The organism is Peribacillus alkalitolerans (assembly GCF_010882125.1).
GTDB lineage: Bacteria > Bacillota > Bacilli > Bacillales > DSM-1321 > Bacillus_BN > Bacillus_BN alkalitolerans.
Genome location: NZ_JAAGVZ010000006.1, coordinates 235617 through 256685, shown reverse-complemented (window position 1 = coordinate 256685; position 21069 = coordinate 235617). Strand labels below are relative to the sequence as shown.

The 21069-nt window shown below is 39.1% G+C and carries 17 protein-coding genes and 1 other annotated feature; of the genes, 2 read left to right on the top strand and 15 right to left on the bottom strand.

Annotated elements, in window-relative coordinates; all coding sequences use genetic code 11:
* The 14 genes from G3O09_RS10010 to ilvB form a co-directional block, all read right to left on the bottom strand.
* Positions 1–182: helix-turn-helix domain-containing protein (locus G3O09_RS10010; RefSeq protein ID WP_163101334.1), on the bottom strand; the 182-nt coding region annotated here is incomplete at its 3' end.
* A 121-nt stretch (positions 183–303) separates the two neighbouring features.
* On the bottom strand, positions 304–888 hold the full coding sequence (gene yihA / locus G3O09_RS10005) for a ribosome biogenesis GTP-binding protein YihA/YsxC (RefSeq protein ID WP_163101333.1): 585 nt from the start codon (positions 886–888) through the stop codon (positions 304–306).
* Positions 885–3209 carry an endopeptidase La gene (lon, locus tag G3O09_RS10000; RefSeq protein ID WP_163101332.1) on the bottom strand — a complete coding sequence of 775 codons (2325 nt, stop codon included), beginning with the start codon at positions 3207–3209 and terminating at the stop codon, positions 885–887. Before lon ends, yihA begins: the two co-directional genes overlap by 4 nt.
* A 393-nt stretch (positions 3210–3602) precedes the next feature.
* Entirely contained in the window at positions 3603–5270 is a 1668-nt protein-coding gene (gene lonB / locus G3O09_RS09995) for an ATP-dependent protease LonB (RefSeq protein WP_163101331.1), read from the bottom strand.
* Positions 5271–5751: 481 nt separating this feature from the next.
* Positions 5752–7017, bottom strand: coding sequence for an ATP-dependent protease ATP-binding subunit ClpX (gene clpX / locus G3O09_RS09990; RefSeq protein ID WP_163101330.1), 1266 nt, complete (start codon positions 7015–7017; stop codon positions 5752–5754).
* 373 nt (positions 7018–7390) lie between these two features.
* On the bottom strand, positions 7391–8668 hold the full coding sequence (tig, locus tag G3O09_RS09985; RefSeq protein ID WP_163101329.1) for a trigger factor: 1278 nt from the start codon (positions 8666–8668) through the stop codon (positions 7391–7393).
* A 185-nt stretch (positions 8669–8853) separates the two neighbouring features.
* Positions 8854–9864, bottom strand: coding sequence for a tetratricopeptide repeat protein (locus G3O09_RS09980; RefSeq protein WP_163101328.1), 1011 nt, complete (start codon positions 9862–9864; stop codon positions 8854–8856).
* A gap of 153 nt (positions 9865–10017) precedes the next feature.
* Positions 10018–10602 (bottom strand): 3-isopropylmalate dehydratase small subunit, encoded by a 585-nt coding sequence (gene leuD, locus G3O09_RS09975; protein WP_163101327.1) that lies wholly within the window; start codon positions 10600–10602, stop codon positions 10018–10020.
* Positions 10603–10619: 17 nt separating this feature from the next.
* Positions 10620–12044, bottom strand: a complete 1425-nt coding sequence (gene leuC, locus G3O09_RS09970; RefSeq protein ID WP_163101326.1) for a 3-isopropylmalate dehydratase large subunit — start codon at positions 12042–12044, stop codon at positions 10620–10622.
* Between the two features lie 280 nt (positions 12045–12324).
* Complete coding sequence (gene leuB, locus G3O09_RS09965; RefSeq protein ID WP_163101325.1) at positions 12325–13437, bottom strand: 3-isopropylmalate dehydrogenase; 1113 nt, start codon at positions 13435–13437, stop codon at positions 12325–12327.
* A 27-nt stretch (positions 13438–13464) separates the two neighbouring features.
* Positions 13465–14997, bottom strand: a complete 1533-nt coding sequence (locus G3O09_RS09960) for a 2-isopropylmalate synthase (RefSeq protein ID WP_163101324.1) — start codon at positions 14995–14997, stop codon at positions 13465–13467.
* Between the two features lie 44 nt (positions 14998–15041).
* On the bottom strand, positions 15042–16058 hold the full coding sequence (gene ilvC, locus G3O09_RS09955) for a ketol-acid reductoisomerase (protein ID WP_163101323.1): 1017 nt from the start codon (positions 16056–16058) through the stop codon (positions 15042–15044).
* Positions 16059–16110: 52 nt separating this feature from the next.
* The gene (gene ilvN, locus G3O09_RS09950; RefSeq protein ID WP_163101322.1) at positions 16111–16626 is read right to left on the bottom strand and encodes an acetolactate synthase small subunit; all 516 of its coding nucleotides are present in this window, start codon (positions 16624–16626) and stop codon (positions 16111–16113) included.
* A 1-nt stretch (position 16627) separates the two neighbouring features.
* Complete coding sequence (gene ilvB / locus G3O09_RS09945) at positions 16628–18343, bottom strand: acetolactate synthase large subunit (protein ID WP_163101321.1); 1716 nt, start codon at positions 18341–18343, stop codon at positions 16628–16630.
* A gap of 126 nt (positions 18344–18469) precedes the next feature.
* Positions 18470–18731 (bottom strand) — a binding site (T-box leader).
* 368 nt (positions 18732–19099) lie between these two features.
* Between ilvB and G3O09_RS09940 the strand changes: the two genes are divergently transcribed.
* Positions 19100–19459: a hypothetical protein gene (locus tag G3O09_RS09940; protein WP_163101320.1), complete on the top strand. Its 360-nt coding sequence runs from the start codon at positions 19100–19102 to the stop codon at positions 19457–19459.
* Positions 19414–20217 carry a membrane protein insertase YidC gene (gene yidC, locus G3O09_RS09935; RefSeq protein ID WP_163101319.1) on the top strand — a complete coding sequence of 268 codons (804 nt, stop codon included), beginning with the start codon at positions 19414–19416 and terminating at the stop codon, positions 20215–20217. The genes G3O09_RS09940 and yidC overlap by 46 nt, the downstream gene beginning before the upstream one ends.
* A 288-nt stretch (positions 20218–20505) precedes the next feature.
* On the opposite strand, the gene G3O09_RS09930 is transcribed toward yidC, so the two are convergent.
* The gene (locus G3O09_RS09930; protein WP_163101318.1) at positions 20506–20670 is read right to left on the bottom strand and encodes a hypothetical protein; all 165 of its coding nucleotides are present in this window, start codon (positions 20668–20670) and stop codon (positions 20506–20508) included.
* Between the last annotated feature and the right edge of the window lie 399 nt (positions 20671–21069).

The following is a 21069-nucleotide window of genomic DNA, read 5'->3' as shown; positions in this document are numbered from 1 at the left end:
TCTTTTAATCCTTCCTCTCCGAGTCTTTCATATTTAAGAACCCACTCATTGATTAATTTTTTAGTTGGAATCTCAAGCTTCTCCGCGATTTGGCTACGGTTAAATCCTTCATGATATAGATCAACAGCCTTTTTCTTTAACTCAAAATCATATTTATGAAATTTATTAATTAATTTAGACATAAAAAAACCCCCAAATAGACTTAAATTGATTTTACCACGAGGGATAAAAGTCAGTTTCTTTTTAGAGTCTACTTTAGGGGTACTATAGCATTTCGACTGTTTCTTTTTTCATATTCTTTTCTTATTTCATATGTCTAAATAGCGCTGACCAAGCTTCATCTTTTCCAAGACCCAATTCTGAAGAAAACATAATCACTTCGTCGCCTTGTTCAATATCCAAGGTTTCTTTTACAACCTTGAGATGCTTTTGCCATTTACCTTTGGGAATTTTATCCGCTTTAGTGGCAACGATTATTACAGGGATTCCATGATGCTTTAAAAATCCATACATCATCACATCGTCCTTGGAAGGAGGATGACGAAGGTCGACAATCAATAAGGCAGCTTTTAACTGTTCACGTGAAGTGAAGTAAGTCTCAATCATCCTTCCCCATGCTTCACGTTCTGATTTACTTACTTTTGCAAACCCATATCCAGGTACATCGACGAAATGTAGCTCCTCGTTAATAATATAGAAATTCAGAGTCTGCGTTTTACCTGGCTTTGAAGACGTTCTTGCTAGATTCTTACGATTGATCATCTTATTTATGAAGGAAGACTTTCCAACATTCGATCTACCAGCCAGAGCGAATTCTGGTAAGTTACCTTCAGGGTATTGCTCTGGTTTTACTGCGCTAATTACTATGTCCGCTTGTGTTACTTTCATCTGCTTTCACCTACTAATGCCTGCTTCAATACCTCATCAACATGGGATACTAAGACAAATTCTAATTCATTTCTTACGCTTTCTGGGATATCATCTATGTCCTTTTCATTATCTTTTGGCAAGATGATTTTCGTTAATCCTGCGCGATGTGCGCTTAATGTTTTTTCCTTTACTCCACCTATAGGCAATACGCGACCACGTAACGTTACCTCACCTGTCATTCCCACTTCTCTACGGACAGGCTTCCCGCTTAATGCGGAAACAAGTGCAGTGGCAATGGTAATGCCAGCAGAAGGACCATCTTTAGGTACAGCTCCTTCAGGGACGTGGATATGGATATCATACTTTTCGTGGAAATTCTTATCGATTCCCAGCTCTTCAGCCTTGGATCGAATATAACTGAAGGCCGCTTGGGCTGATTCCTTCATTACGTCACCCAATTTACCTGTTAAGACCAGCTTGCCTTTACCTTGTGAAAGTGAAACTTCTATTTGAAGAGTGTCTCCACCTACTGTTGTATAGGCTAAGCCTGTAGCCACACCTACTTGATCTTCCATTTCGGCCTGACCATAACGGTATTTAGGCTTTCCTAAGAAGGATTCCACTGTTTTATCTGAAACAATGACCTTTTTCTTTTCACCGGAAACAATGACTTTCGCCGTTTTTCTACATACATTCGCAAGCTGTCTCTCTAAGCTACGAACTCCCGCTTCACGTGTATAATAACGAATGATCTTTTGAATCGCTTCATCTTTTACCTGAAGCTGTGATTTCTTCAACCCGTGTTCAGAAATTTGCTTCGGTAATAGATGATCCTTGGCAATATGCAGCTTTTCAAGCTCTGTATAGCCTGCGATATTAATAATTTCCATCCGATCACGTAAAGGACCTGGGATAGTAGCAAGATTATTGGCCGTGGCAATAAACATAACTTTAGATAAATCATACGTTTCTTCTATATAATGGTCACTAAAGTTATGGTTTTGCTCTGGATCTAAAACTTCAAGCATTGCAGAAGAAGGATCACCTCTGAAATCAGATGACATTTTATCGATTTCATCCAAAAGGAACACTGGATTAATCGTTCCTGCCTTTTTCATCCCTTGAATAATTCTACCTGGCATAGCACCTACATAAGTTCGACGATGGCCACGAATCTCAGATTCATCACGTACGCCACCTAACGAAATACGGACAAAATTCCGATTCAAGGAAGTAGCAATAGACCTTGCCAAACTAGTCTTACCTACACCAGGAGGGCCTGCTAAGCAAAGGATTGGCCCCTTTAAAGAATTGGTCAACTTTTGAACGGCCAAATATTCTAATACTCGTTCCTTGACTTTTTCTAAGCCGTAGTGATCCTTATTCAATACTTTTTCAGCACGACCGATATCAATATTATCTTCAGTAGCATTGGACCATGGTAGAGCAACCAGCCATTCAAGATAGTTACGTATCACGGCACTTTCTGCTGAACTGGAAGGAACCTTTTCATAGCGATCCAATTCCTTCATTGCAGTTTCTTTTATATGCCCTGGCATATTTGCTTTTTCGATTTTTTCTGTCAAAATAGCGATTTCACCAGTTTTGCCTTCTTTATCTCCAAGCTCTTTTTGAATAGCCTTCATTTGCTCACGAAGATAATATTCCTTTTGTGTTCTTTCCATTGAACGTTTTACGCGTTGCCCAATTTTCTTTTCTAAATTAAGCACTTCACGTTCATTATTGATGATGTCTATAACCTTGCCGAGACGCTTTTTAATGTCGATTGTTTCAAGAATTTCTTGCTTCTCCTTCAACTTCAACGGTAAATGCGAAGCAATGATATCTGCCAATCGACCTGGTTCTTCAATATCTGCAGTTGATGCAAAAGTCTCTGCAGAAATTTTCTTTGACATTTTAATATATTGTTCAAAATATTCAAGAAGAGTCCTCATAAGAGCTTGATGCTCGACATCCTTCTCTTCAGAATCATCATAGGTTAATAATTCAGCTGTCATATATGTATCATTATCTTGAATAGAAATCGCTTCAGCCCTTGAGAGCCCTTCAACTAAGACACGGATAGTCCCATTAGGAAGCTTTAACATTTGCTTAACTTTTGTCAAAGTTCCCATGGTGAAAACATCTTCTTCACTTGGATCGTTTAAAGAAACATCCATTTGAGTGGTCAAGAATATAAGATGTTCCTCCACCATTGCTTTTTCCAAAGCTTGAATAGACTTGTCCCTACCTACATCTAAATGCAGGACCATTGTAGGGTATACGAGTAATCCTCTTAGCGGAAGGAGGGGGACGATGAGTTGTTTTTGTTCAGCCATTGCCTAATACCTCCAAAAGTACAAGCTTTATTTTTTCTAAACGCCAAAAATAAAAGCGAAATATTCATAACCAATAAAAAAACCATTATGTTAAAAAAAATTCCAAGGTTTTCCCTGAAATTCATCAACTGCATAAAGATTAGGAATTATCAAAATCAAGACAAAGCGACATTTATTTAGCATTGCTCAACCTTTTAACAATTCTATCTTATTTGCCAATGTGTGTCTATCAGTTTGAATTTATGTGGTGTATGGGATTAGTATCTCCAAAACTGACCATCTAAAAATTATTTGCCCAGCTTATTTTCATGTTATTTGTTGGTATTTCATGCATTAGAAAACTAAGAGCCTTCATAAAAAATGCTTCGGTGTCAAATGCACCGAAGCAAAGGTTCAAACACTTTTTTCACGAGGTGGAAAAGTTATGTTTGGTAAAACATCTTCCGGACGTTCTTCCTTTTTCAAAGCTACGTCCAATACTTCTCTTAAATGAAGGACTGGAACTATCTTCACTCCATCTATTTCTTTTAGTATTGACTGCATATTTTCTTGTGGAATGATAACCGTGTCAGCTCCTGCTAACTTCGCTGCTTTTACCTTCGGATACACTCCTCCTACCGGTTTTACCGATCCATGGATGCTCATTTCTCCAGTCATGGCAATCTTATGATCGACAGGTATTCTATAAATCGCAGAGTAAATGCCAGTAGCCATTGCAATTCCAGCTGAAGGACCATCAATTGGAACTCCTCCTGGGAAATTCACATGGATATCAAATTGATCTGCTGGCACACCCATAGACCTTAGGACGGTTACTACATTTTCAATTGAACCTTTTGCCATACTTTTCCGTCTTATTTGTTTGCCATTTCCACCAATACTTTCTTCTTCTACAATTCCAGTAATATTGATAGAACCTTTATCCTTTGCGGCGATAACGGTTACCTCGATTTCCAACAACGCTCCGCTATTCGGACCATGAACTGCAAGTCCGTTCACTAAGCCAATTTTTGAACGTTCCCCAATCTTACGTTCCATCCGTGGACTCAATTGGCTAGTTTGGACAATCCATTCAATTTCTTCATCTTTCACGAAATCACGTTTTTCAGTAATGGCAAGGCCAGCTGCAGTTTGGACTAAGTTGACCGCTTCACGACCATTTCTTGCGTATGTAGACAAAATTGACATTCCATTTTCACTGATGTTGATATTGATTTTTTTTGACGCATTTTGCGCGACTGCAATGACTTCTTCCTGTTCCAATTCCCTAAAAAACACTTCCATACATCTTGATCGGATAGCTGCAGGAATTTCGCTTGGAGTCCTTGTAGTGGCCCCGATTAATCGAAAATCTGCCGGCAAACCATTTTTAAAAATGTCATGGATGTGTGCTGGAATTCCATTGTTTTCTTCTTGATAATAGGCACTCTCGAAATGGACTTTACGATCTTCCAAAACTTTTAACAGCTTATTCATCTGTATAGGATGCAGCTCGCCTATTTCATCAATAAACAAGACACCACCATGGGCATTTGAAACAGCTCCTTGTTTTGGTTGGGGTATTCCAGCCTGCCCCATTGCTCCAGCTCCTTGGTAAATTGGATCATGGACTGAGCCGATTAATGGGTCTGCGATTCCTCTTTCATCAAAACGAGCAGTTGTAGCGTCTAATTCAACGAATACAGAATTCCGTTTAAAAGGGGTTCTTTCATACTTTTTCGCTTCTTCTAATACGAGTCTTGCAGCAGCCGTCTTACCTACCCCTGGTGGACCGTAAATGATTACGTGTTGAGGATTTGGACCACATAATGCTGCCTTCAAAGCTTTAATTCCATCCGATTGCCCTACAATATCATCAAAGCTAGCAGGCCTGACCCTTTCCGCTAGTGGCACAGTCAATGAAATAGAGCGCATTTTTCTTAGTTGGTCCATTTCTTTTCGGGATTCACGATCGATTGTCACTCTTTGGGAACGCTGCCCTTTTAATAGATTTAAGAAATACAAACCAATTACTACACCAAAAAACAACTGGATAAACACAGCAATTCCTGTCCAGCTCATCGAAGTACCTCCTGAAAATCAACTCTGTTCTGTTATGCTAGTATCTCCTTCGAATAAGAGAATTAACCGTATTTTCACAAAAGAGGTACCAATGAATGTTAGGCAAAGAAGTTGGTTAACTTGCTTGTTGATTCAGTTCCAATCAACACTTGAGAACTCAACAATGAGTTATAATGTAACTTTTTGATTTAAAAATGTCCTTAATGTAAAAAGGCTGTTTTCGAAAAGTTTATTGCTTACTTAGTGTAATTTAACTTTAAAGATCAGAGTTATTTGTAGAGGAGGGCACTTGACTCCAGCGGGAAATAGAGGGAAGTGGGAGACCCCACAGGCGGTAACGCCGAGGAGGCTCCCACCCTCCCCGCGGAAAGCAAGTGCCTGGAGCGCAAATCAACGGACTAACTTTACAACACAATTATCTATGCAAAAAAAGACAAAAAAAGAAGACTCAAATTGAAATGAGCCTTCTCATATTTGTTTATTACGCGCTTGTTTTTTCTTCGCCTACGATAACCGATCCATCAGTTAACATAAGCTTTGGTGGTTTGTTTTCAGTTACAGTTTCAGCCGTAATGATACATTTTTCAATATCATCGCGAGAAGGTAACTCAAACATTACTTCAAGCATGATTCCTTCAATGATAGAACGAAGTCCACGTGCACCTGTTTTTCTTTCAATTGCTTTCTTAGCAATCTCATGTAGGGCAGCTTCTTCAAATTCCAGCTCAACATCATCAAGCTCAAGCATTTTTTGATATTGTTTCACTAAGGCATTTTTAGGCTTAGTCAAGATTTCAATTAATGCATCTTCATCCAATTGTTCCAATGTAGCAATCACTGGAAGACGACCGATGAATTCTGGAATTAACCCGAACTTCAACAAGTCTTCAGGAAGGACTTTAGATAATAACTCTTTTTCTTTTACATCTTCCTTCTTATTATCAGAACCAAAACCAATTACTTTTTGGCCTAAACGACGTTTAATGATAGGTTCTATACCGTCAAATGCACCGCCGCAAATAAATAAGATGTTAGTCGTATCAATCTGAATAAATTCTTGGTGTGGATGCTTTCTTCCACCTTGAGGAGGAACGCTAGCAACTGTACCTTCCAAGATTTTAAGTAAAGCTTGTTGTACCCCTTCTCCGGATACATCACGAGTGATGGAAGGATTTTCGGATTTTCTAGCAACTTTATCGATTTCATCGATGTAGATGATGCCTTTTTCAGCTTTTTCCACATCGTAATCAGCAGCTTGGATCAATTTCAATAGAATGTTTTCAACATCTTCCCCAACATAACCTGCTTCAGTAAGAGAAGTTGCATCTGCGATAGCAAATGGAACATTCAATAGTCTAGCCAATGTTTGAGCCAATAATGTTTTACCACTACCAGTTGGTCCAATCAAAGAGATATTACTTTTTGAAAGTTCGACATCATCAATTTTACTGTTGGAATTAATCCGTTTATAGTGATTATAAACAGCTACAGCCAATGATTTCTTTGCCTGTTCCTGTCCAATTACGTACTCATCTAAGATTTCACGGATTTCCTTCGGTTTAGGAACATCTTTAAATTCCACTTCTTCTTCAGTTCCTAGCTCTTCTTCCACAATTTCTGTGCAAAGCTCGATACATTCATCACAAATATATACTCCAGGACCAGCTACCAGTTTACGCACCTGCTCTTGGGTTTTACCACAAAAAGAACATTTAAGTTGTCCCTTTTCATCATTAAATTTAAACATGATCTCTCACCCCTTTAGAACTTTTCCCTGTATAACAAAGAAGTCTGGACGGCAATCAACCGCTACCCAAACCTTCCCATCAAGCATTTGCAGATTGATTAAGTTGCATTTTACCACGTTCTTATGTAAAAGAAAAACGATAAAGCTTAGAGAGAAAATAGGTTCTATCCAAGAACTTCATTTTCGCAGTACTATGTATTTTGCCCTATAAAGGCAATCCCAAACCCAGGAATTTCATTAAGAATAGATAGATTATGTATATGCGAGCTAAACCTTATTTTACACCTTTATGTAATAAATAATCCCTATGAGAATATGGTATAAAACAAGGCACGAAATAATCGCGCCTTGTTTATTTATATAATTTATTAAATTACTTGCTGTTTTCTACTAGGAAGTCTACAGCTTTACGAACACGTAAATCTGCTTTTACACCTTCAAGGTTGCCTAGAGCTTGCTTGATTGTGTTAACATCCATGTTGTATTGCTCAGACATTTTTTGAATTTCGCTGTCTACATCCGCATCAGTTGCTTCTAGCTTTTCAGCATCAGCGATCGCTTCAAGAACTAAGTTGATGCGTACACGGATTTCAGCTTCTTCCTTCATTTGGCCTTTAAGTGCAACTTCGTCTTGACCAGAGAATTGGTAGTAAAGGTCAAGGTTCATACCTTGCATTTGAAGACGTTGCTCGAATTCGCTCATCATGCGGCCAATTTCGTTTTCAATCATAACTTCTGGGATAGTCACTTCTGCATTTTCAGCAGCTTTTTCTACCACAGCGTCACGTAATTGGTGCTCAGCATCATGCTTCTTGCTTTCTTCAAGGTTCTTCTTAGTTTTTTCTTTTAATTCTACTAGAGTTTCTACTTCTTCATCAACGTCTTTAGCGAACTCATCATCTAATTCAGGAAGTTGCTTAGTTTTGATTTCATGAAGTTTGATTTTGAAAGTTGCAGGCTTACCAGCAAGCTCAGCTGCATGGTACTCTTCTGGGAAGTTTACTTCGATATCTTTTTCTTGGCCAGCTTCTACACCAACTAATTGATCTTCGAAACCTGGAATGAATGAATTAGATCCTAGTTCAAGAGTATAGTTCTCTGCTTTTCCGCCTTCGAATGCTTCGCCATCAACAAAGCCTTCAAAGTCGATTACTACAGTATCACCGTTTTCTGCTTTTCCTTCTTCTTTCATCACTAGCTCAGCTTGACGCTCTTGCATAGCTTTGATTTCAGCGTCAACATCTTCTTCAGTTACTGTAGCATCAAGCTTTTCAACTTCGATACCTTTATATTCACCTAATTTAACCTCAGGTCTTACAGTTACAGTTGCAGTGAAAATAAGGTTTTTGCCTTTTTCCATTTGTTCAACGTCGATTTCAGGACGATCAACAGGATCGATTCCTGCTTCTTCTACTGCACTTGCATATGCTTCTGGTAGGATGAAATCAAGTGCATCTTGGTATAATGCTTCTACACCAAAGCGTTTTTCGAACATTTGGCGTGGCATTTTTCCTTTACGGAATCCAGGAACGTTTACTTGCTTCACTACTTTTTTAAATGCAGCGTCTAAACCTTCATTTACTTTTTCAGCTGAAACTTCAATTGTAAGAACTCCGCGGTTCTCTTCTTTTTTTTCCCATTTAACAGACATGCGTTTCCCTCCAAAAATCTATATACTTCATTATTTTGCTTTCATTGGATGAATATGCCTTGATTACTTCTCACAAGTCATCCTTACAATATTCCCAAACGAATTTGAGAAAGTCGTTTTTTGTATATTCTACATTACAACCACTACATTATAACATAGGTTGTCTTTGTTTCAACAGCAATAGCTTAAATTATGGGAGAAGATATTTCCTCTAGAGCCCGAAGATGTCTCAACGCTTCTTCAATTTTTTCTGGACTGCACCCATATAAGTTAGCCATTTCTTCCAACTCTGTTTCAGAGCCTTGGTAATCGTCGGATAAATAGTGATAGGCAGCAGCTAGCTCTTCATGGTTAAAAGGAAATCCAAAAGGATAACTGATGAAATGGTGCCGTTCGAGTATACTTTTAGCGAGTTCATATTGAGTTGGATTTTCCTGCCCTAATGCATTGTCCAGAATTCGAAGCAACTTTAAAAATTGGGAGTCTTCTGGAACAGTAGGTAGCTTGGTAGGCAACACATCCATGCATCGACCAAATTTAACGATTGAAATTTCTTTTTCATATTGTTGCTCAACCATCATCGTTAAAGCCATGGTCTTTAGGAATGGATGGGCTTTCTCATCCACTAAAAAACCCTTCAATTGAGAGACATATGGTCGAATGTTTTTATCTGACAACTTAGATAGAAGGAAAAATTGTTCACTATCTGTTTTACCTTCTAGCTGAAACCCCGAAACATCGTGTTGTGCTTCGGGCTCTGTTTTTGTCTCACGCTCTAAAATGACTCTTTTACTGAATTCAAGCATCCTCTCAAAGGAATCCTCCTTTTCAGGTGGAACCTCATTTTCATCCAGCAACGCTTCAATAGTGGAAACCATTTCTTCGTGTTCATTTAAATGTAGGAGAACCATTAAGTAAATGCTTACCACTTGGAAATAGTCACCGATTCCTTTATGCATGATTTCCTTACATAGCTGCTTTGCTTCCTTATATAATCCAAGCTCGACCATAGACACAACAAGGCCGATATGTAAATCTGCGTGATCAGGCTCTAATTCAATAGCTTGTGTAAGATACGAATATGCTTCTTTGAAATTTTTATTTGCAAGAGCGTCAAGTCCAAGCTTAATCAGCCTCTGGGATAACCCAGGTAGCGGGATGACATTATCTTGCTTTTGTTTGTTTTTGTAGTTCATACATAAAACCCGCCTTATACAATACGTTTGCTTTCCCATAGTTTAGCATGGCAAGTGTAAGGAAACAAAATTATACAAGTATATAGAAGGGAATGATAAATCAATTAACATTTATTTGGAGGGAATAACATACATCAGTAAAACGGATTCGGTCTACCTATACATGAATTCATATTCATTTATTTTATCTTCCAACTGTAAAGTGAGAGAAATTTCATCCCAACCGTTTACAAGCATTTCTTTCCAATACGGATGGATATCAAAGCGAGCTTCGAACCCTGAAGAGTCCTTCACTACTTGATTCGGTAAATCAACCCTCAACTCTCTTTGAAAACTACTTACATTATCAATGAGATATTGTATCGATTCTTTAGGAAGCTTGATGGGAAGCATCCCATTCTTAAGACAATTTTGATAAAAAATATCTGCAAATGAAGTGGCAATCACAACTCGGAACCCATAATCCAAAAGTGCCCATGGCGCATGTTCCCTTGATGATCCACATCCAAAGTTCTCGCCTGCTATAAGGATGGAACACCCCTTTGCATCAATTTGATTAAGTTCAAAATCTTCCCGTTCATGGCCACTATCATCATATCTCCAGTGATAAAAGAGGTAGTCACCAAATCCGATCCTATCAATCTTTTTCAAAAATTGTTTCGGAATAATTTGATCAGTGTCAACATTAGCCCTGTTCAGCACTGCAACCCTACTTTGAACCGTCTTTAATCCATTCATTACTTTTCAACTCCCCTTTATATGGACTTTTCAGCAATTTGCTGAAGACGAAATGTACGCACATCAATAAATGAACCGTTGATAGCTGCTGCTGCCGCCATTGCTGGACTAACTAAATGCGTTCTAGCGCCCTGTCCTTGCCTCCCCTCAAAATTCCGATTAGAGGTTGAGGCACAGTGCTCCCCAGCGGGAACAACATCTGGATTCATACTCAGGCACATACTGCATCCAGATTCCCGCCATTGAAATCCAGCATCAATGAAAATAGAATCAAGCCCTTCCTCTTCGGCCTTCTGTTTAACCTTTTGAGAGCCTGGAACCACAAGCGCCCTTACACCTGGTTTTACCTTGTTACCTTTTACAATTTCTGCTGCTTGGCGCAAATCCTCAATTCTTGAATTGGTACAAGATCCAATAAATACATGCTGAATTGGAATATCACCCATATTTGAACCTTCTTTTAAATCCATATATTGAAGTGCACGTTGCAAAGATTTTCGTTCAACCTCATCCTCAAAATCTTCTGAACTTGGAATGGACCCATCAATTGGACTGCACATAGCCGGATTTGTACCCCAACTAACCATTGGAGCTATGTCTTCACCACGTATGACAATTTCAGTATCAAAAATCGAATCTTCATCGCTGGCTAAGCTTTTCCATAATATGACCTGGTCTTCAAACGAAGTTCCTTTTTCACTATATTTCCTACCTCTTAAATAAGAAAAGGTTGTTTCATCAGGGCTAATCAAACCTGCTCGAGCTCCACCCTCAATGGACATGTTACATACAGTCATCCGTTCTTCCATCGACATATTGCGGATAACATCCCCCGTGTATTCGATAACATAGCCCGTACCAAAGTTCACTCCAAACTTTGAGATAATATACAAAATGACATCCTTAGCTGTGACCCCTTCCTGCAATCGTCCCGTTACCTCCAGTTTCATCGTCTTCGGCTTCGTCTGCCATAGAGTTTGAGTGGCCAAAACATGTTCTACTTCACTAGTCCCAATTCCAAAAGCAAGTGCTCCAAATGCACCGTGCGTGGAAGTATGGCTATCTCCACAAACGATTGTCATTCCTGGTTGAGTCATCCCTAATTCTGGTCCGATAACATGAACAATCCCCTGATCTTCACTACTCAAATCAGCAAGTGGAATGTTAAATTCTTTACAGTTTTCTTCAAGAGCATTCAGCTGGTTCCTAGCAGTTTCATCATGAATAACGAAGCGATTTTCAGTGGGGACATTGTGATCCATCGTAGCGAAGGTTCTATCTGGCCTTCTTACTCCTCTTCCCTTAGCCCTTAATCCTGCAAAAGCTTGTGGGGAAGTTACCTCATGGATATAATGCAAATCTATATATAAAAGGTCAGGTTTGTTCTCTTCCCTATTCACAATATGAGACTCCCAAATTTTCTCGATAATTGATTTCCCCATTTGAATCCTCCTATTAATCTTTGTTAGAAAACTTGCCTCTAGGCAAACAGAGACGCAGTGCACTTATACTTTATTCCTGGCCAATTCGATTTTGAAGCCAATTTATGCATGATTTAAGTGTAAAAGAAGACACGGCCCGTTTAGGACGTGTCTACTCTTTTATTTGTAAGGGAGTACCCACTATATGCAGGACCAAAGGTAGTCGAGTCTCCCAATTTTTAATAGGTAGAAAACTATACTACAGTGTGACTTAGTGAAACTTAACCCCATGAAGGATTTTTCAAGCATATGCTTGCATAATATTTGTAATCGCCCCTTGATCAAGGATGACATTTTTAATTTCCGCGACCATCTCATCCGTAGACAGGACTCTAGTACCTTTAGAAGCAATATCTTTTGTTCGGAAACCTAGTTCTAATGTTTCCTTAACCGCTTTCTCTACCGCTTCTGCTTCCTCTACTAATCCAAAGGATAGACGAAGCATGGAAGCAGCTGATAAAATCATCGCTATCGGATTGGCGTAATTCATTCCTGCGATATCGGGTGCTGACCCATGAATGGGTTCATACAGATTTAAGCCATTTTCCGACAGTGAAGCTGATGGAAGCATCCCAAGAGAACCCGTCAGTACTGAAGCCTCGTCGCTTAAAATATCTCCAAACATATTCTCCGTAACAATCACGTCAAATTGCTTAGGGTTCTTGATCAATTGCATAGCCGCATTGTCTACTAACATATGTTCTAATTCCACTTCGGGATAATCTTTGGCAACTTCGTTAGCTACTTCCCTCCATAGTCTACTGGATTCAAGTACATTCGCCTTATCAACAGAAGTCACTTTTCGTTTTCTGGTACGCGCCAACTGGAAAGCTAATTCAAGAATTCTCTTAATCTCATCTCTCTTATAGAAAAGCGTATCTACTACTGCTTCAATTCCATGATGGAAGGTCCGTTGACTTGGTTTTCCAAAATAAAGGCCTCCCGTTAACTCCCGGACGATTACAAAATCCACTTCCTCAATGATTTCCTTACGAAGGGGAGATGATTCTGATAAGCTAGAATAATAGGTAACTGGACGTAGATTTGCGAATAAATTTAATTCTTTTCGAATATTTAGCAAACCTGTTTCCGGTCTTAGGTTCGGTAAATTCCGCTCCCACTTAGGTCCACCGACGGCACCTAGCAAAACTGCATCACTATTTTTACAAAGAGTAACAGTTTCTTCAGGAAGTGGTTGACCTGTTTGATCTAAGGCAATCCCACCGATTTCCCCATACTGGAACTCGAAGGTATGGCCATAACTTTCAGCGATACATTCCAGAATTTCAACAGCACCTTTCGTCACTTCTTTTCCAATTCCATCACCAGGCAACACTGCAATTTTCTTATTCATAATCTCTCTCTCCTTTCATAGAAGGTATTAAATTAATACTTTTTTCTCGTCCATTAAATAAATGACTCGATTAACAGCGTGTAAATAAGCTTTAGCGGATGCTTCCAATACGTCTTGTGCAAGTCCCCTGCCGCTTGTCTCCATGCCTAAATAATTCATTTTCACATAAACCTGCGCCAAGGCGTCCCTGCCGGCTCCGACTGATTGAATCCGATAGTCTAGAAGATTTACTGGATCTTGAATACACTTTTCCATCGTATTATATAAAGCTTCTATGCTTCCTGCCCCTGTCCCCGCTTCCATAAGGATTTCATTATTCCTTCCTGTTACCGTCACAGTCGCTGTAGGCACTTGATTCGTCCCATATTGAATTTGTATAGCGACCAAATCATAAAAACGATGATCGTTTGATAGTTTTTCTTCTAACACAAGCGCTACCAGATCATCATCTGTCATTTCTTTCTTACGATCAGCCAGCTCTTTAAATGTATTAAACATCTTATTCATATCTTCCTCTGAAACAAACAGGCCTAATTCTTCAAGTCTTGTTCTAAATGCGTGACGTCCTGAATGTTTCCCAAGAACCATGTTATTAGTAGAAACACCTACTAGTTCCGGAGAAATGATTTCATATGTCGTTTTTTCTTTTAAAACTCCATCTTGATGAATTCCGGATTCGTGGGCAAAAGCATTTCTTCCTACGATCGCTTTATTTGGAGGAACCTCCATCCCGGTCAATCTGCTGACTAGGTCGCTCGTTCTTTTTATCTCGTTAAGTTTAAGTCTGGTGTTTGCTTGATAATAGTCAGCCCTTGTATGCAAGGCTACAACTAACTCCTCTAAAGCTGCATTTCCTGCCCTTTCGCCAATTCCATTAATAGTACCCTCAATTTGACTGGCTCCCGCAGAAATGGCTGCAAGTGAGTTGGAAATTGCCATCCCTAAATCATCATGACAATGTGCAGAAAGTTGAACCCTATGAATCGAAGGTACATTCTCTATTAAGTATTGAAATATCCCACCATATTCTTGCGGTGTAATATAACCGACCGTATCAGGTATATTTATGACTTGCGCTCCCGCCTTAATGACCTCTTCTACCACATAGGCTAAATAGTCCAATTCCGTCCTACATGCATCCTCAGCCGACCATTGGACAATTGGGAATCGTTTGGCTGCATACTTTACGGATTCAACTGCAGCTTCCACTACCTGTTCTTTGGACATCTTCAATTTATACTGTCGATGAATGGGAGAGGTAGCCAAGAATACGTGGACTCTCGGATGAGCACCGTTTTTTAATGCTTCCCAGGCAGCATCGATATCTTTTTGGACGGAGCGAGATAAGCCTGTCACTGACGAATTTTTCACAACCCTCGCGATCTCTTTGACGGATGCGAAGTCCCCTTGAGAAGCAGCAGGAAAGCCAGCTTCAATAATATCCATGCCTAATCTTTCGAGCTGAATGGCAATCTCCATTTTTTCATTAGCATTTAAGTTTACTCCCGCTGATTGCTCTCCATCACGTAATGTTGTATCGAATATGTGGATTTTCCGCATAACAATCTCGCTCCTTTCGTTCTACATTTATTAAGAATTTTTAATTAGACTAATGTTTTTTCTTTTTTAGGTTTTTGCTGGACAAACGGCATCATTTTTCTTAATTCCCTGCCAACCTGTTCAATTGGATGGTTATTTTCCCTGTTATTAATGGCTGTAAATTCCGGACGATTTGCCTGGTTTTCTAAAATCCAGCCTTTAGCAAACCTTCCTTCTTGAATGTCTTTTAGAATGTTTTTCATTTCCACTTTTACTTGATCGTTGATGACTCTTGGGCCTGATACAAAATCCCCCCATTGGGCAGTATCAGAAATTGAGTATCTCATTCCTTCTAGACCGCCTTCGTACATTAGATCCACGATTAATTTCAACTCATGCAAACATTCAAAGTAAGCTAATTCAGGTTGATACCCCGCTTCTGTCAGCGTTTCAAAGCCTGCTTTAACAAGGGAAGTCAAACCTCCGCATAGAACTGCCTGTTCACCGAAAAGATCCGTTTCGGTTTCTTCTTTAAAAGTGGTTTCAAGAGCCCCTGCACGAAGAGATCCAATCGCCTTAGCATAGGAGAGGGCAAGCTCCTTAGCGTTTCCTGTCACATCCTGATAGATGGCAAATAATGCAGGTACACCTGCTTCTTGTTCAAAAGTCCTTCTCACTAAATGACCTGGTCCCTTCGGAGCCACCAATAACACGTCAACATCCTTTGGAGGGACAATCTGGTTAAAATGAATATTAAAGCCATGAGCGAATAATAGTGCTTTTCCTGCACTCAGCCCTACGGAGATTTCTTCTTGATAAACCTTTGGCTGCAATTCATCTGGGAGTAGGATCATCACTACATCGGACAATTCAACTGCCTCTGCCACTGGATAGACCGCGAAGCCATCACCCACTGCTTTGTCCCATGACTTCCCCTTTCTAAGACCAATCACCACATCCACACCACTATCCCTCATGTTTAGTGCATGAGCATGCCCTTGTGAACCATATCCAATAACAGCAACTTTCTTACCCTTTAAGAACTGTTCATTTGCATCCGCATTGTAATACATTTTCGCCATCGTAATTCCCCCTGAAATTTTAGTATTTAATAATTAATAATTAATAATTGAATTAAACAAGTGAATATTTAATCGGTTGATTACTTTTTTGAGTGCTTCTTGAAAATGCTGTCGTTCCAGTCCTAGCAACTTCTTTGATTCCATAGGGTCTTAACAAATTCAGAAACGCTTCGATTTTTTCACTTTCACCAGTGATTTGAATGACGAGACTCTCCTTACCTACATCTATCACTGAGGCTCTAAAAGGCTCAATCAACGAATAAATTTCTCCTCGGGATTGTGGTGTCGATGCTACTTTGATTAAGGCTAATTCTCTTGCAACAATGGAATGATTACTTATGTCTGTCACTTTTAAGACATCAATCTGTTTATTAAGCTGCTTCGTCATTTGTTCAAGAAGTGTTTCGTTTTCAACATGCACTACTACTGTCATTCTAGAGATTCCTTCTTGCTCGGAATGACCGACCGTAATACTTTCAATATTGTAATTCCGTTTAGAAAATAAATTGGTGATTCTATTCAAGACTCCTGGCCTGTTTAACACCGTCAAGCTGATGATGCCCTTCATACTAAATCCCCTCCATTTCGTGGAGGCCTTTACCAGGTGCCACCATCGGGTACACATTCTCCATACTTTCAACCTTCATATCAATCAAAATTGGCTTAGGATTGGAAAGTGCCACTTCGATTAATTTTTCTGCTTCAGATTGAGAACTAGCTTCATATGCTTCAATCCCATATGCTTCTGCCAATTTGACGAATGAAGGTTGATGTGGAAGAAGACTATGAGAGTAACGTTCCTTATAAAAGATTTGTTGCCACTGACGTACCATGCCAAGTGAATGATTATTAATGATTATTATTTTGATAGGAAGGTTCATCTCTGCAATGACTCCAAGTTCTTGGGCTGTCATTTGAAAGCCACCATCTCCAACTACAGCAATGACCGTTTTTTCTGGCTCCGCAATTTGCGCGCCTATCGCAGCAGGTACACAGAATCCCATGGTTCCAAGTCCTCCTGAAGTAACCCACTGATTAGGAGTACGAAGAGGATAATATTGGGCTGCCCACATTTGGTGCTGTCCTACATCCGTTACAACAATCGCATCCCCATCTGTTTTTTTGTGTAAGAGTTCAATAACTCGTTGCGGTTTTAGAATTTCTCCTGAGGAATTATCATATTGTAATGGATATTTCCCCTTCCATTCCTTAATCGTTTCTAACCAGTCTTGATTTTGTGGTTTTTTTCCGTTTTGTTCGATTAATTGAAGGAGGGCCTCTTTTGCATCTCCAACCACTGGAATTTTCGTTGGAACATTTTTTCCAATCTCTGCTGGATCAATATCAATGTGTGCTTTTACAGCTTTTGGAGCGAAAGTGGCGAGATTTCCTGTTACCCTATCATCAAACCTTGCACCAATACTGATTAGTAAATCACATTCGTAAAGCCCCATATTTGCCGCGTATTCCCCATGCATCCCTGCCATCCCTACGAACAAAGGATGATTTGCTGGAAACCCACCTAATCCTAATAAAGTATGTATGACTGGGATTCCTTGTTGTTCTGCATACTCTACTAATTGCATTGAGGCTTTAGCATGGAGGACGCCAGCACCAGCCAATATTACTGGTCTTTTCGAAGAACTGACTTCTTCCACTAGCTTTCGGATTTGAAGATAATTGGGTTGGGTAGTAGGCTGATAACCAGGAAGATGGAGTTCTGGCTCCATTACCGCTTCTCCCTCCAAAATTGCAACATCCTTTGGGATATCAATGAGTACTGGCCCAGGCCTACCTGTTGTGGCTATATAAAATGCCTCTTTAATAATTCTTGGAAGATCTTCAGGCTTCCTGACTTGATAATTATGCTTCGTGATTGGTGTTGTGATTCCTAATACATCCGCTTCCTGGAAAGCATCTGATCCGATGACACTTGTTGCAACCTGGCCGGTAAAAACAATTAGAGGTAGTGAATCTATCATCGCATCCGCAAGACCAGTAACAATATTGGTAGCACCGGGACCTGAAGTTGCAATGACTACACCAGGTTTCCCTGTGATTCTGGCGTAGCCTTCTGCTGCATGAATTGCACCTTGTTCATGACGGGCTAAAATGTGAGTGACGCCAGCATCATACAATGCATCGTAAATGGGTAACACTGCTCCTCCTGGATAACCAAATATCACCTCAACCTCTTCTTTCTTCAGTGCCTCGATGAGAAAATCAGCTCCCTTGCGCTTTTCCTTCCCACCCTGTCTTACAGCCACTGCAGCTTTTTGCATCATGAAATCTACCTCCAAGTTTCATTTCTTTCACTCTCTGTATGAATCATAGATTGTAGAAAAACAGCCAAAATTCAAGAAGACAACACAAAAAGCCCTTCCACCCATATACGATTGCCTAAGCAATACTAAAGGGGTGAAAAGGCTTTTGAAAACGACCTATCCACGGTACCACCCTTATTCGTGCAACTTTATTGCACGCACTCTTGGAACGAAATGACCGTTCCTGGTTTTGATAACAAGTGCCGGTAAGCACTCGTTCAGTCCTACTAGAATTTCAGACTGACGCTCTGAGGCGAGTTCATTATGTGGGATCATACCGATTCTCAGCAACCTCGGCTCTCTGTAAAGATTGTTCCACAAAACTACTTTTCCTCTTCTACACTTTCCTATATTCACTTTTTAGTATTAGCGAAATAAATTGATGCAGCTTTAAATAGTTAAAGTCTATGGATAAAAAGGAATCATTAGACCAACCATTTCCCCATTTTTTTTTACTCTCAAAACCTTGAAATGTCTTATTAGTGGATTATATTACGCCTAAATAATTGGAGCGTCAATAGCTTTTTTATGAATTATTTGACTATTTAGATTAATCAAAATAATTGTATCCGCTTTCATTATGATAGGGTCAATATTTAATGGAAATTAAAATTTTTTACTAATTTTAATTTTTTCCAACTTAGAAAAAGAAACTTATCCAGTTTTATTTTCGTATATAATGTAAAAGCAAAGTGATTATTTAAAGGGGGATAGTCCGTGATCGAATTTTTAGAATGGCAAGAATTAGGCCCGTATTTATTCGTAGCCAGCATTTTCATTAAAACTACTGCCACTATCGGGCTATTCTATTTTCTTGTAGAGTATGTGAATGCGAAAAATCGCCCTTTTAAAATAAGCACTCATGCTGAGGATGATGAGAAGGCGGTTGGGATTTCCATTCTTATTCTCCCAAGACAATCCATTCTTCAATGGTTTGCCTTGTTAGCCAGAAATAAAGAGAGCGTGGATGACGAACACTCCATGAACCTTTTTGAAATTAACCTAAGGTCAACATTTCAAGGAGGATTATCATGGATCAAAAAACAAAGAAAACAGGATATTTATTACTTTTCATAACACTTTTACTAGTAGTGTTGACTGGTTGTCAGCAGACTTCCACCACTACTATTGAAGCAAGCACTCCCGGATTTTTCAATCACTACTTTGTATATTCTTTCTCAGTTGTTTTGAAAACAATTGCCTATTGGTTTAATGGGAACTATGGCCTATCCATCATTCTTGTGACATTGCTTGTCAGATTATTGCTAATGCCAATTATGCTTCGACAAACTAAAAGCCAAGTCGTGATGAAAGAGAAAATGAAAGGTGTACAACCTGAGCTTTCTGTAGTTCAAGAAAAATTAAAAAAGGCGAAGACGACAGAAGATAAAGCAAAATACCAAGCTGAATTAATGGCTGTTTACAAAAAAAATAATATAAACCCGCTTGCAGCAATGGGGGGATGTCTTCCTTTATTATTGCAGATGCCAATTCTTATGGGATTCTATTATGCCATTCGTCGGACACCAGAAATTGCTAGCCATAGCTTCTTATGGTTCAATTTAGGACATACGGATCACATTCTTCCTTTCGTTGCCGGTTTGGTTTATCTACTTCAATTTAGGATTTCATTAGGAAACCTCCCGGAGGAACAAAAAAAACAAATGGCTGTAATGGGCATGCTTTCACCTATTATGATGACTATATTTTCCTTTTCTGCCCCAGCAGCACTGCCTTTATATTGGACAATAGGTGGACTATTTTTGATTCTGCAAACCTATCTTGGACAAAAACTATATCAAAATACAGCGGTACTCGAGCAGAAATCTATGTAATTTGAATGCTCTTGGTGTAGCATTATGCGCTAACGAAGACAGCTATACTAATACCTTAGAATAGCCCACTAAGTCGATTAGATACACATTGAGTTAAAAAAGGCCTGTGAATGAATGGTAGACATTCATTCACAGGCCTTTCTAATGGTTTAAATAGGACTCTAATACAAGAGTTAGTAAGGCCATAAACTTTTGATAGCCCTATGTGTATCATTTAGGTTGTTTCTCATTATTGTTTTTTAGAGTCAAACAAATAACGCCGCCTAAAGAGGCGACGCAATTTACATATTAATTACCAACTATATATTTTACATTAGCATAAGGTACTAAAAGAGTATGACCGTCCGAATCTGTTACTAAACAGTAAGACTCGGTTTTACTTAAAAATGTAAATTCCTCAACCCCACCATCAACAAAATAAATTTCAACCTTTGAACCAGAATTATAAGCCATACATTACCCCCTCCGTCATAATAAAGCTCATTTTGTAGCTATGGTAAATACATATGCTCATTAAAAAGTTTTTAGTGATATTTATTTGAATTGGACGTTACTTCTTTGATTTCTATTTGTAGATACTCTGGTGAAAGCTTGTTTACTATGACCTAATACACTTTATTTGTCAGGTATGTAATGCTTCCAGATCCAACTGATTTTACACATTTTCGTACGATTTATATGAGTATACATCGATAACGCGTCGATCATGGACCTATTTTGTCGGTATCATAAGAGTGCTTATGTAAATATCCGATATGACCTATATGACACCCTTTTTTCTTCAACAAAAAAACCTTCTATTACGCAAATGAATTTAAGTCAGAAGAATTAATGACCGATTCATTTAGTGTA